General features: G+C 34.4%; 11 protein-coding genes. 7 read left to right on the top strand and 4 right to left on the bottom strand.

The window, feature by feature from the left end; genetic code table 11:
* Positions 1-52: 52 nt before the first annotated feature.
* The 3 genes from IIF7_RS05785 (at position 53) to IIF7_RS05775 (ending at position 3,476) form a co-directional block, all read left to right on the top strand.
* Positions 53-1,468, top strand: a complete 1,416-nt coding sequence (locus IIF7_RS05785; protein ID WP_084840732.1) for a glycoside hydrolase family 30 protein — start codon at positions 53-55, stop codon at positions 1,466-1,468.
* A gap of 182 nt (positions 1,469-1,650) precedes the next feature.
* Positions 1,651-2,223, top strand: coding sequence for a Crp/Fnr family transcriptional regulator (locus tag IIF7_RS05780; protein WP_084840731.1), 573 nt, complete (start codon positions 1,651-1,653; stop codon positions 2,221-2,223).
* A 152-nt stretch (positions 2,224-2,375) separates the two neighbouring features.
* Complete coding sequence (locus tag IIF7_RS05775) at positions 2,376-3,476, top strand: alkene reductase (RefSeq protein WP_084840730.1); 1,101 nt, start codon at positions 2,376-2,378, stop codon at positions 3,474-3,476.
* A 69-nt stretch (positions 3,477-3,545) separates the two neighbouring features.
* On the opposite strand, the gene IIF7_RS05770 is transcribed toward IIF7_RS05775, so the two are convergent.
* The 4 genes from IIF7_RS05770 to IIF7_RS05755 form a co-directional block, all read right to left on the bottom strand.
* Positions 3,546-3,971: a hypothetical protein gene (locus IIF7_RS05770; RefSeq protein WP_176218903.1), complete on the bottom strand. Its 426-nt coding sequence runs from the start codon at positions 3,969-3,971 to the stop codon at positions 3,546-3,548.
* 233 nt (positions 3,972-4,204) lie between these two features.
* Positions 4,205-5,224, bottom strand: coding sequence for a zinc-binding alcohol dehydrogenase family protein (locus tag IIF7_RS05765; protein WP_084840728.1), 1,020 nt, complete (start codon positions 5,222-5,224; stop codon positions 4,205-4,207).
* 215 nt (positions 5,225-5,439) lie between these two features.
* Positions 5,440-6,354, bottom strand: a complete 915-nt coding sequence (locus IIF7_RS05760; protein ID WP_084840727.1) for an AEC family transporter — start codon at positions 6,352-6,354, stop codon at positions 5,440-5,442.
* Complete coding sequence (locus IIF7_RS05755) at positions 6,341-7,858, bottom strand: FAD/NAD(P)-binding protein (protein ID WP_084840803.1); 1,518 nt, start codon at positions 7,856-7,858, stop codon at positions 6,341-6,343. The genes IIF7_RS05760 and IIF7_RS05755 overlap by 14 nt, the downstream gene beginning before the upstream one ends.
* Before the next feature lie 278 nt (positions 7,859-8,136).
* Between IIF7_RS05755 and IIF7_RS05750 the strand changes: the two genes are divergently transcribed.
* The 4 genes from IIF7_RS05750 to IIF7_RS05735 all read left to right on the top strand — a co-directional run bounded on the left by IIF7_RS05750 (position 8,137) and on the right by IIF7_RS05735 (position 12,663).
* Positions 8,137-10,011 (top strand): M1 family metallopeptidase, encoded by a 1,875-nt coding sequence (locus tag IIF7_RS05750; RefSeq protein ID WP_084840726.1) that lies wholly within the window; start codon positions 8,137-8,139, stop codon positions 10,009-10,011.
* Positions 10,012-10,134: 123 nt separating this feature from the next.
* Positions 10,135-11,028: a LysR family transcriptional regulator gene (locus tag IIF7_RS05745; protein WP_084840725.1), complete on the top strand. Its 894-nt coding sequence runs from the start codon at positions 10,135-10,137 to the stop codon at positions 11,026-11,028.
* 72 nt (positions 11,029-11,100) lie between these two features.
* The gene (locus IIF7_RS05740; protein WP_084840724.1) at positions 11,101-12,030 is read left to right on the top strand and encodes a YeiH family protein; all 930 of its coding nucleotides are present in this window, start codon (positions 11,101-11,103) and stop codon (positions 12,028-12,030) included.
* 171 nt (positions 12,031-12,201) lie between these two features.
* Positions 12,202-12,663 carry an RpiB/LacA/LacB family sugar-phosphate isomerase gene (locus IIF7_RS05735; protein WP_084840723.1) on the top strand — a complete coding sequence of 154 codons (462 nt, stop codon included), beginning with the start codon at positions 12,202-12,204 and terminating at the stop codon, positions 12,661-12,663.
* Positions 12,664-12,678 lie beyond the last annotated feature (15 nt).

Here is a 12,678-nt window from a genome sequence, read left to right as displayed (position 1 = left end):
TTACGTTTATAATTTAATTTCTATTTTTAGCCGCTCATCTTAAAATAATAAAATGTTACACAAACAGCTTCTTAATTTATTAGTAATACTATTTACTACCACCTGCTTCTCCCAAAATCTTATTGAAGTAAATATCGATACCCATAAAAAATATCAAACCATAGAAGGTTGGGGAAGTTCTCTTTGTTGGTGGGCCAGTGAAGTAGGGGATTGGGAAGAACAAAAAGTAGATAGTATTGTTAAAATTATTACCTCTCCAGAAATGTTAAATATGAATATTTTCAGATTTAATATTGGTGGTGGTGACGATCCTGCGCATGCCGGTGGTCACATGGCTAAAGGAAAAGGAACTAGAGCTGAAATGGAAGGTTATAAAGATGGACCTAATCAAGATTATAATTGGAAAGCCGATGCCGGCCAGCGAAAAATATTGCTAAAGATTAAAGAATCTCGTCCAGATGTTGTATTCGAAGCATTCTCTAATTCGGCGCCTTACTGGATGACCAAAAGTAAATGTTCCGCTGGATTTTTTGAAGCTCATAAAGATAATCTAGATCCTTCGCAATATGATGCTTTTACAGATTACCTTTTAGATGTAGTGCTACATTATAAGGATAAATATGATGTAGATTTTAAAACACTAGAACCCTTTAACGAATCTACTTCGTCTTACTGGTATTACAAAGGAAGCCAGGAAGGTTGTCATTTTGATGCTGAAAGTCAGATTGAAGTTCTTAAGATCTTATATCCTAAATTACAGGAAACAGGACTTAGCACCATTATCGCAGCGCCAGATGAAACAAACCTTGCTGCCACATTAAAGGTTTTAGATACTTATAAAGCTCACGGCGAAGTTTTCGATTGGGTTGGCCAAATAAATACACATACGTATTCTGGAAATAACAAAGAACGATTAGCTGTAAAAAAGTGGATAGATACTCTACAAAAGCCGTTTTGGCAATCTGAAACAGGACCTTCAGGAGGGCGATATAAAAGTGCTTTGGAAAATAATCTAAATCTGGTTCAAAAGATGTTTAATGATCTTAAAATTATGAAACCAGACGCGTGGTTAGATTGGCAACTTATGGAAGAAAAAAATGCTACCTGGTGCCAGATGAAAGCCAATTTTGACACAGAAGAATTCGAAATCGTGAAAAATCTTTATGTAAGAATGCAGGTTACCAGATTTATCAAGCAAGGTTATCAAATTATCGATACAGATACAGAAAATGTACTTACTGCAATAAGTCCTAATGGTGAGGAAATAGTAAGCATTTTACTGAATAAAGAAACAAATGAAACTAAAAATTTCAAGCTAAAATTCGATAAAATGAACCAATATTCTTTAGCTGAAGTTTTTAGAACCAGTAAAACAGAAGATTGCAAAGCCTTAGAGGTTACCAATTTTTCTGCAGCAGCCATCACTGCACCATCACTATCTTTAACAACTTTGGTGTATAGAAAGTAAACTACCTAGGGGCAAGGCCTCGAGCATTCGTTGGAAACAAATTTTTAATTTCGAGGCAAGCCTCGGGGTATTATACCCTTTGGCGGTACCAATAAAGATTTCGGTTTTCATGCAAATTAAAACCTAGTAAGATTTGAAGTTTTAGAACGACTATTTTAGACGTTTTAAAACTTCATTTTTTTATGCATCAAAAAATTCTTGATCACGTTTCTAAAATTATCGATCTCACAGATGATGAAAAAGCTGAATTTACGAGTATCCTAAGTCTGGTAAAACTATCCAAAAAGGATTATTTAATTAAAAGTGGAGAATTTGTGCATTACAATTTTTTCGTTTTAAAAGGCTGTTTACGGGCTTTTTATCGCGACGATCAGGGAAATGAAGCTAATTTACAATTTGCTATGGAGGATTGGTGGATTAGTGATTACGAAGCTTTAAGCGATGGGATTCCTGCCAGATTAAATGTAGAATGCCTGGAAGATTGTGAACTGCTGGCAATTCATCGTGATGCCCAGGAAGAATTATATTGCAGAATCCCAAAATTTGAACGCTTCTTTAGAATTAAAGTGATGAATTCTTTTATCGCTTTGCGTTGCAGAATTATGTCGAGTCTTCAAAAAAGTAGTAAAGAACGTTATTTGGAATTCTATGATCGTTTTCCAGAACTCGAAAACCGCATAGCAAACTATCATATCGCAAATTATTTAGGGATCAAGCCAGAAAGCTTAAGCAGGATTCGCAAAGAACTTATTTAGCTTAACAATTTTTAACAGCCAAAGCTAACATACATCAATGTTATTTTAAGTCGCGATCCCTTAATTTTGTTAGTAAGGGAAAGAAATTGCAAAAAAAGAAATCTGCCACAAAACCTCGTTTTTGTGGTTTTAATCAAACAAAATTGAAACTTATGAGTAAACAACCGCTTTTAACCGAGTATAATTTAAACGGATTAAAATTACCTAACCGCGTAGTGATGGCTCCCATGACGCGTAGCCGTGCTGATAATGCTGAAAATGCACCACGAGAAGATTATGAAGCCGAATATTATGCTTTACGAGCTTCAGCAGGATTAATTATTTCTGAAGGTTCGCCTATTAGCGATGAAGCGATTGGTTATGTTAATGTACCTGGAATCTATAAACCTGCTCAGATTGAAGGCTGGAAAAAAGTAACTGAAAAAGTACATGAAAAAAATGGCCGAATTTTTATCCAATTATGGCATGTGGGGAGAATGTCTCATCCAGATTTTCATAACGGCGAAAAACCATTAGCACCTTCAGCAATAAATCCAAACGCAAAATCTTATACTCCAGAGGGTTTTAAAGATACCGTAACTCCAAAAGAAATGACGATTGCTGAAATTAAGCAAACGATCGATGATTTTAAAAACGGCGCTAAAAATGCAATGGAAGCTGGTTTTGACGGTATAGAAATTCATTCTTCTAATGGCTATCTTTTACACCAGTTTTTTAATGGTACATCAAATACCAGAACAGATGAATACGGTGGAAGCATTGAAAACCGAGCAAAAATTCTTTTTGAAGTGATCGACGCTATTAAAGAAGTAATGCCTGAACAGAAAATAGGTTTACGTTTAAATCCTTCCTTAGATGGGCCATTTGGAATGACAATGGATGAAGAAACCATCCCAACATTCGATTATATCGTAAATAAATTGAATGAATACGATTTGGCTTATGTACATTTATCTGAGCCTTTTACAGATGTTTCTGATAATAAATTTGCGGTTTCTGAAATCGCAAAGCATTACCGTCCTTTATATAACGGAACTTTAATTATCAATGCTGGTTTCGATCAAGAAAAAGGAAATAAAGTTATCGAGGAAGGAAACGCAGATCTTGTAGCTTATGGTAAACCATACATCTCTAATCCAGATCTTGTAGAAAGATTTGAAAAAGGTGTAGCACTAACAGATTGGGATGAAAATACATTCTATGTACCTGGCAAAAAAGGATACCTGGATTATCCTGTAAAGGCAAGAGACTAAAAATACTTTATATAAAACAAAAAATCCCTGTGTTAAACAGGGATTTTTTGTTTTAGCTTTTATAGATTTTTAATTTTCTACTTTTACTGTGGCTTTTTCTTCTAATGGTTTAGCATCTTTATTAAGCACATATTGCGGAGCTTTGTTTAGTGCAATAAATGCTTCTTCAGAATATATTTTGGCGCCAAAACTTTTAGCTTCTTCGATCACTAATTCATCTGCATTTTTCCCTGTGATCAAAATCCCCGTTTTTGTAGACATTTTTTGTTCAACTTCTACATCCCATTCTTCTAATTGTTCTTTAATTTCAAGCTTATGTTCTTTATGCAATTTTCCATCAATCAGCACTTTTTGACCTTTAAACTCTTCGGCCATAGTTTTTTGCTTTTTAGACTTTATTTTATTCTGTTTGTCTGATAAGTGATTAAATACTAAAAATGAGACAAATAGGAAAATTAAGATGTAGGTTGCGATAATTAAGGTTTGGGGCGTCATAGTTTTTAGTTGTTAGATTGGTTTTTTCTTTGGTATCTACGTTCTTTAATTATATCTGGTTTTTCTAAATCGATTAAAATTTTCAGTAATTTTTTCGATACGAAAATATGTATACAATCTTCCAATTTCGTGCTAAAACCGTGGTTTAAGTAATATTTAACCCAAATCTTAAAAAGTATAAAAAAAGGATTCCTATACCGGAATCCTCTTTTATAATTTCAATTTTAGTGCTTTTAGCCTATAAACTTTATAACATTTTTACCTATAGATTTACCGCTTTCCTGCAACTTGTGCACTTCTCTAAATACCTGAGTATCTAAACCTTCCAAAGTTTTATGAAGCGTAGATTTTATAGTGCCATCTTCAAAAAGTAAACGCAATTCTTCAAGGATTTTATGCTGCTCAATCATATCTTCAGTTTTAAATAAAGAGCGGGTAAACATAAATTCCCAATGAAAGGCAGCACTTTTATTTTTTAATTTATTTAAGTCTAATGGGTTCTTATTTTCCACAATCGAGCAAATATGCCCCTGTGGTTTTATAAGATTTGCCATAGCTTCCCAATGAATATCTGTATCAAAAAAGTTAAGAATATAATCTACATTTTCGATATTGGCCTTTTTCATTTCGTTTTCTAGATCGTGATGATTTACGATCACATCGGCTCCCATTTGTTTGCACCAATCGCTGGTTTCTTCTCTAGAAGCCGTGGCTATAACCTCAATATTGGTAAGTTTTTTGGCAATTTGTATTCCAATAGATCCAACACCACCTGCACCGCCAATAATGAGCAGTTTTTTGTTATTCTCTCCGTTTTTCTGAAGTCTTAAACGATCAAAAATAGCTTCCCAGGCAGTGATTGCAGTTAATGGCATCGCAGCTGCTTCGTCAAAAGATAAATTAGAGGGTTTGTGTCCTGCAATTCTAGAATCGATTAATTGAAATTCGGCATTACAACCCGCTCTTTTATATTCTCCCGAATAATAAACCTCATCGCCAATTTTAAAATTAGAAACCTCATTACCCACAGCTTCAACAACACCTGCTGCATCCCAGCCCAAGATCTTTGGCTCATCTAATTCGGTATTCTTTGCTGCATTTTTACGAACTTTATAGTCTACCGGATTTACAGAAACCGCATGAATTTTCACCAAAAGATCTTTTGGCTCTGGCATTGGTTTTTCGGTTTCAAAAGAGATAAAACAGTTTTTATCATCTACCGGTAAAGATTTCGTTATTCCTATAGCTTTCATAAGTTTTCTTTTTTCTGAAATTACTATTTGCCTTTACTTCGGCAAAAATTTTGACATTTATTTAATGTGTAAACCAAACTGAAGGGTATAAAACTATAGCTGAAATTATCGAATTTTAGCTATAAATTTTTAATCGAATATATTCTGAAAATATCAGGTTTTTTCAATATTCCTCTGTAGGTTTCGTATTAAGCAGAATTCCTCTTCTTTTTCATTTAAGCAAATATTAAAGCGCCTATTGGTACTAAAATCATCGAAATTACCATTGAAAAAACAATAAGCAAAGCTGCCTGTTTTTCCTGAGATTTTAAAAATGATGCGAAAACCGCCAAATTCGCTGCTATTGGAAAAAGCGGAATTAACGCCATTACCTGACGTTGTTCCTTTTCTAATCCATCTACAAGCCAATATTCTAAGCCCATTAAAACAGCGGTGATTACTATAGCTGAAATTGCCCGTATTCCCAGTACTTTTGCGTAATATCCCCAGTTTAGAGATTTAAATTTAATATTGGTTAAATTCATACCAATAATAAGCATTCCCATTACAGAAACTACGGTTCCTATTACATCCACCACCGGTTTTACTGCCTGTGGAGTTTCAACTTTAAAAGCTTTTAAAACTAATGCTAGTATAATGATGTAAATAAAAGGCACCTTTAAAACCTCGATTATCGCCTGTTTGGTGCTAAATTTAGATTTCGCTACCTGAATATATCCAATAATATTTCCGTAAAGTGCTGTACCTACATAAATACAAATAAGTGTTGTAACTGCATCATCACCAAAAAGTGACTTCACGGTTGGGATTCCGAAGAAAGCAACATTAAAATAAGAAAAACCACTTTTTAAAATATTTACATCGCCAGAATTATCAATAGACTTATCTACTAAAATTGCAGGAAAAACCATCAAAAATGCCATTAAAAAAGAAACGATGGCTAAAATCAATAAATTCGAAAATCCCGCATCCAGTACATGATCGATTACCAAAATTGGTAGTAAAACAAATAAAAGCGGTTTATGAATCCAAGATTTTGGTATCCAGTTTCGCTTACTAAGTAAATAACCAATAGGGATACAGCATAAATAGGGGAGTAAGCTCACATAAAGTGTCTTAAATGTCTCCATCTGTAGTGGTTTTAAATATTATTTCTGAAGCTAATCTCGCTATAGTTTTTACATTAAACCAAACGGCATTAACATCCATCAACATTCCGTTTACTAAGTGACCAACCGCATAAATATGGCTACCACCATTTTTTGAGATACATTGCATGGTATGCGGATTAATAACTGCGCCACCAATGGGATGTGGTTTTAAGTACTTTTTCTTAAGTAAATTTTCTACAAGCACATTATTCATTTCTTCTAATTTTCCTGCGCTTCCGGTAGCATTTACTAATTTGTCAATTTTAAACACACCATCTTTTCCTGTGATAATTTCAAAGCAATTTTCATCATTCAGGAATTCAACTTTATTGTTCTGCGGAATAATTTGCAATTGGCCTTCTTTCATAAGCTTGGCCAATCGTTTCGCATTATGAAGCGGAATTGCATGCCGTGTGATCGTCCAATGCCTTCCCAACCATTTTGTAAAGATAATTTGCTCATGCAAACTCATCCAACTCCAAATAGTTGAAGTATCGTAACGCATTGAATAGGCCATATTCAATAAAGAATCGCCTCCTTTTTTTGCAATTTCAATATCATATTCTAGTAACGGCAGTTGATCTTTAGAATCACGATTTAAAGATTTCCAATCGATAGCTTTTCCTTCGGCTTCTTCAACATCCTTAATAAAAAGTCGGAATAATTCCTTGGCTCTTGGTGCATGACCTTTCTCTCGCTTTATTTGATGCAAATTAGCAAGTGTTAGAAATCTTCTTTCAAAATCTTTATTCTCATCTGGCTGTACTCTTGGTAACATTCCATCTGGAGAAAACATGGTTATTTTCCCCTTATGACCATTATCTACAAGACTCATTACCGTATCAATAGCACTTAAACTGGTTCCTAAAACACCAACATGATCGTTCTTCGCAGTATTCTCGATTAAGCGGCTTGTTGGCCAAGGAAAGTCGATATAATTTTTATTATCCTTAAATTGTTTAAAGGTATTTGGCTTTGGTGTTCCTGGAGCTAACAAAACTTCATCAACTTCAGTAGTGCTATTATTGGTTAAATGAATAACTAGTTTTTCGTTTTCTAAACGCTCAATATCAAAAGCTTCTGCCTGTATTCTTTCAACCTTTATATCATTTTTATTGGCTATTTCGATATTTTTTTCAAGCTGTTCAGCTACATAATGTCCGTAAAGTATTCGGCTGGTATATGCATTTTCCTCATCGCTCTCACTTTTTACATCACTACGATATTTCCCGCCATGTTCTTTAAGCCATTCTGCAAAATGTGCCGGCTCATTGGCATAGACTCCCATAAGATCGGCCTGGGTATTTAAAATATGTGTACGCTGTTTAGATCCAAACGCTAATCCATATCCTGCTTTTTCTCTTCGTTCTATAAATACAAACGAAACTTCTTTTTCTAATTTGGCAGTTCTACTCTGAATTAGAAGCTCAATCAAAGCTGCAGATCCACAGGCGCCACCACCAATAATGGCAATTTTTTTCATTTCTTTTTCTCGCTTTTTTGGTAATTTAATCAATAGCCTAGGAGCATTAAAATTATTAACTTAATTTAAAGAAAGGTTGAAGTGTGCAGGGTTATTAATGTTTTTAAGACTTTTGAAATTCGATAAAATTGAACAACACTTTTTATTGATAAATCCGAAAAAAACAACCTGCTAAATCGATAATCCTGCATTTAACATCAGTTTGAATGAAAAGATTTTAATAAAGGGATGAATTCAATTTTATACTATTATTTTAGGCAAAAAATAATTGAATTTTAATGAGAAAATCCCTTATAGCAGGATGTTTGGCTTCTCTTTTTACGGGGAGTTTTTCTTTTGGACAAGAATTATATGTTCCAAGAGATGTAAAAAAAGCATACGAGAACGAAACAAGAAGTGAAAGCGGTAAACCTGGCAAAAATTACTGGCAAAATTCGGCAAAATATAAGATTGATCTTCAGGTAAATCCTCCAAGCCGTACAGTAAAAGGTTCCGAAGAAATTATCTATACCAATAATAGTCCGAATACTTTAAATTCCCTAAATTTTAAATTAATTCTGAATAATCACAAACCTGGTGCAGCAAGATTGGGACAGGCTTCTGAAGATTATATGACAAACGGAATCGAAATTGATTCTTATTCAGAAAATGGTACCAAAAAGGAATGGAATTCCAAGAACGATGGTACCAATAAAATGATAAAACTGGATACACCATTGCAACCTGGCGAAAGTGTATCTTTAAGTATCGATTGGCATTTTGACGTTTCTAAACAGAGTGGGAGAGAAGGCGCTATTCTAGAAAATACCTTTTTCCTGGCTTATTTTTATCCGCGCGTGGCTGTTTACGACGATTATATGGGATGGGACACCATGACTTTCTTTGGGATGCAAGAATTTTATAACGATTTTAATGATTATGAAATTAGCGTAAATGTTCCTGAAGATTTTATCGTTTGGTCTACCGGAGATCTATTAAATGCTGAAGAAGTTCTTCAGAAAAAATATGCGAAAAAACTTGAAAAATCGATGCAAAGCGACGAAGTGATTCGCATCGCCACTCCAGAGGATCTTCAGAAAAAAGAAATTACCCAAGACGGCAACAACACCTGGAAATGGAAAGTTTCTAATATTACCGATGTTGCGATTGCCATCAGTAATGAATATAATTGGGATGCTGCAAGTGTTGTGGTAGATTCTACTTCTAATCGTCGTGTAAGTGTACAGGCGGCTTATGATAATGTTTCTGAAGATTTTCACGAAATGGTGAACTATGGCCAACATGCCTTAAACTGGTTTTCGCATCACTATCCTGGGATTGCTTATCCTTATTCAAAGTCTACTTTGGTAAGAGGTCATGGCGATATGGAATATCCTATGATGGTTAACGATAACTCTCATGGCGAGCCAGAACTGGCGCGTTTCGTGGCCGAACATGAAATTGCTCATACTTATTTCCCGTTTTATATGGGTACTAATGAGACCAGATTTGGTTTTATGGACGAAGGTTGGGCTACAACTTTAGAACATCTAATTGGGATCGAAGATCTTGGAGAAGAAAATGCTATTGAAAGTTTTAAAGGTTTTAGAGTGCAGAGATGGATCAGCGATGATAATATGGAACAGGATGTACCTATTATCACACCATCTAATATTTTAAGCGGACCTGTTTATCGCAATAATTCCTACGGAAAAGCAGCACTTGGCTACCTGGCACTAAAAGATATGTTAGGGGACGAGCTCTTCAAAAAGGCTTTACAGGGATATATGGATCGTTGGAATGGAAAACATCCAATTCCGTGGGATTTCTTTTATAGCATCAATGATATTTCAGGAAAAGACCTTAACTGGTTTTGGGATAGTTGGTATTTTGAGCCAAACCATATTGATTTTGAAATTAAAAAGGTAACACAAAATGATAATTCTGTTGAAGTTTTAGTTGCCAATATTGGCGGAATGCCAGCTCCTTTTGATGTAAAACTGACATTTGCTGACGGAAGTTCAAAAAACATTCATCAAAAATCTACAATTTGGGAAAATGCTGAAGATGAATTTTCAATACAAATTAAAACAGATAAAGAAGTTGAAGCAGTAACACTAGAAGGCGGTATTTGGATGGATGCTACTCCTGAAAATAATACCTGGAAAAAATAACCAATTTCAGCTTAAAGCATTATAAAAATAGCTCTCGATATTGTATAAAATCGGGAGCTTTTTTTTGTAATAACTTTTAATAGCGCAATCATTTTTCGAACATAATTATTACATTTGATTATAATGTTCGATTTTAAACTACAGGTTTTTCAAAGTGTGGCATCACGGCTTAGTTTTTCTAAAGCAGCCGAAGATCTTCATATCACGCAACCGGCGGTCACCAGGCATATTCGGCAAATTGAAGCGCATTTTAACCAAAAGCTTTTTAAAAGAAAGGGAAATAGCATTGCACTTACCGATGCCGGGAAGCTTTTACTCTCCCATAGCAAACTTATTTTTCAGCAATATGAGAAAGCCGAATTCGATATGAATTCGCTTATCGATAAAAACGAAGGAAATCTTAGAATTGCCGCCAGTACCACGATCGCACAATATATCTTACCGGAAGTTTTAGCAAAATTCCATCAAAAATTCCCCAAAATCAGGATTCATTTATTGAATATGAATACCGAGAAGGTTGAAAAATCTGTGATGAATAATTCGGTTGAACTTGGTTTTATTGAAGGACAATATAAAAACAGGGAATTATCCTATCAAGCATTTTTGCAGGACGAAATAGTGCTTGTGGTAGATAAATCGCATCCATTGGCCAAGCAGAATCAGATCACTATTTCAGAATTAAAAGATATTCCGCTTGTTTTACGAGAAAAAGGCTGGGGAACTCGGGAAGTGATCTTAAAAGCTTTTCAGCATGAAAATGTAAAAATGGAAGAGCTAAATATTGAATTAGAGCTTGGAAGTTCAGAAAGTATAAAATCTTATCTATCTAATGGCCATAGCGGTAGTTTTTTAAGTATCAATACAGTTTTAAAAGAATTGAAGCATGGCGATCTTTATATTGTTGATATCGAAAATCTACAAATTAAGCGGGATTTCTTTTTTATTCAGCAACAAGGACATCATTCTAATCTAAATGCTGTCTTTTTAAAATTTCTACAGCATCATTATAACTTTTAGTTATATAGTATAATAATTTATCATTTGATTTCGAGCTAGACTGAAACTACTTTTGAAGTATAAATTCAGTTTATGAAACCTGCAATTACTTCAGTTTTATTTTTAATTCTTTGCCTGGCCTGTTTGCTTCCGGTGGTGAATCCGCCAATTGCATTGGCTGCAGGAATTATTTTTGCGCAATTTTTTCAGAATCCATTTCAGGAAAAAACACAATCGAGCATAAACTGGTTGCTGAAATTATCGGTTATCGGGCTTGGCTTTGGCATGAATATCGACAAAGCTCTAGCTGCAGGAAAAGATGGATTTTTATTCACCATTATATCGATAAGTCTGACTATCGGACTAGGAATATTAATAGGTAAAATCTTTAAAATCGATCAAAAAATAGCCAAACTTATAAGTTCTGGAACTGCTATTTGCGGTGGAAGTGCCATTGCCGCAATTTCTCCAATAATTAAAGCCGATGCGAAACAAATTTCTATTGCGATTGGGAGTGTTTTCTTATTAAATAGTCTGGCATTATTTCTATTCCCGGTTTTAGGTCATTATTTTAATATGAGTCAGCATCAATTTGGAATTTGGAGTGCGATTGCCATTCACGATACCAGCTCGGTTGTTGGTGCTGCACAGGTTTATGGCAACGAAGCTTTAGAAATTGCAACCACTGTAAAATTAGCCCGAGCTTTATGGATCTTACCGGTTTCTGTTTTATTCGCACTAAGCAGCCATACCGAATTAAAAAAGATCAAGATTCCATATTTTATTGGCCTATTTATTTTAGCGATTATAGCCAATACATATATCCCAAATATAGAATTTGTGGCGCCAAGCATTGTTTCGGTTTCTAAAATTGGATTAACGCTGGTGTTGTTTTTAATTGGGAGCACTTTAAATTATAAAAGCTTTATTCAGGTAGGAATAAAACCGGTAATATTAGCTGTTTTTATATGGATTTTTATCAGTATCGTTTCGCTAATTGGTGTACTACAACTTATAAATTGAGGCTAAAAACATCGAAAATCGATATTTAGTGTAGCACAATTTTCTAAAATGCTGGTATAACTTAGACATTTCAAAGGTTTTAGTATTTTTATAAGGTTTTGTCTTGCCACCATACAGATTTAATTAGTTAATTTTATCGTTCAAAATGATTAAAACCAAAAGATTTACTTCATGAAAATCGGAATTGCTGCAGATCATGCTGGCTTAGAACAAAAAGGAAAGTTGCTTGAACTTTTAAAAGAAAAGAATTTCGATATAGAAGATTTTGGTGCCTATAAATATCAAGGCGACGACGATTATCCAGATATTGTTACTCCATTAGCAAAAGCTCTTAGTGAAAAGAAAATAGACCGCGCTATCGCAGTTTGTGGTAGCGGTGTTGGCGTTTCCATAGCGGCTAATAAATTTCCAGGTGTTCGCGCAGCTTTAATTTCTGAAACTTATTCAGCTCATCAGGGAGTAGAACATGATGATATGAATATGCTTTGCGTTGGTGGTAGAGTGTTGGGAACATCACTTATTTTAGAAATCATTTTGGCCTTTTTGAATGCTGAATTTCAGAAAGACGAACGTTTTGTAAGACGACTGAATAAAGTCTTAGATATAGAAAAAGAGTACTTTAAATTAAATTAGAATAGTTAAGAACCT

The sequence above is a fragment of the Zunongwangia atlantica 22II14-10F7 genome, assembly GCF_002094855.1.
Taxonomy (GTDB): Bacteria; Bacteroidota; Bacteroidia; order Flavobacteriales; family Flavobacteriaceae; genus Zunongwangia; species Zunongwangia atlantica.
The sequence above is the reverse complement of the archived record's forward strand: the minus strand, read 5'-3'. Positions and strand labels throughout refer to the sequence as shown.

What these genes read in the sequence shown, in the direction of transcription:
- IIF7_RS05770 (WP_176218903.1), bottom strand. Translation starts at nt 3,971, where the DNA reads ATGACGCCCCAAACCTTAATTATCGCAACCTACATCTTAATTTTCCTA.
- IIF7_RS05740 (WP_084840724.1), top strand. Translation starts at nt 11,101, where the DNA reads ATGAAACCTGCAATTACTTCAGTTTTATTTTTAATTCTTTGCCTGGCC.
- IIF7_RS05750 (WP_084840726.1), top strand. Translation starts at nt 8,137, where the DNA reads ATGAGAAAATCCCTTATAGCAGGATGTTTGGCTTCTCTTTTTACGGGG.
- IIF7_RS05780 (WP_084840731.1), top strand. Translation starts at nt 1,651, where the DNA reads ATGCATCAAAAAATTCTTGATCACGTTTCTAAAATTATCGATCTCACA.
- IIF7_RS05745 (WP_084840725.1), top strand. Translation starts at nt 10,135, where the DNA reads ATGTTCGATTTTAAACTACAGGTTTTTCAAAGTGTGGCATCACGGCTT.
- IIF7_RS05760 (WP_084840727.1), bottom strand. Translation starts at nt 6,354, where the DNA reads ATGGAGACATTTAAGACACTTTATGTGAGCTTACTCCCCTATTTATGC.
- IIF7_RS05755 (WP_084840803.1), bottom strand. Translation starts at nt 7,858, where the DNA reads ATGAAAAAAATTGCCATTATTGGTGGTGGCGCCTGTGGATCTGCAGCT.
- IIF7_RS05765 (WP_084840728.1), bottom strand. Translation starts at nt 5,224, where the DNA reads ATGAAAGCTATAGGAATAACGAAATCTTTACCGGTAGATGATAAAAAC.
- IIF7_RS05775 (WP_084840730.1), top strand. Translation starts at nt 2,376, where the DNA reads ATGAGTAAACAACCGCTTTTAACCGAGTATAATTTAAACGGATTAAAA.
- IIF7_RS05785 (WP_084840732.1), top strand. Translation starts at nt 53, where the DNA reads ATGTTACACAAACAGCTTCTTAATTTATTAGTAATACTATTTACTACC.
- IIF7_RS05735 (WP_084840723.1), top strand. Translation starts at nt 12,202, where the DNA reads ATGAAAATCGGAATTGCTGCAGATCATGCTGGCTTAGAACAAAAAGGA.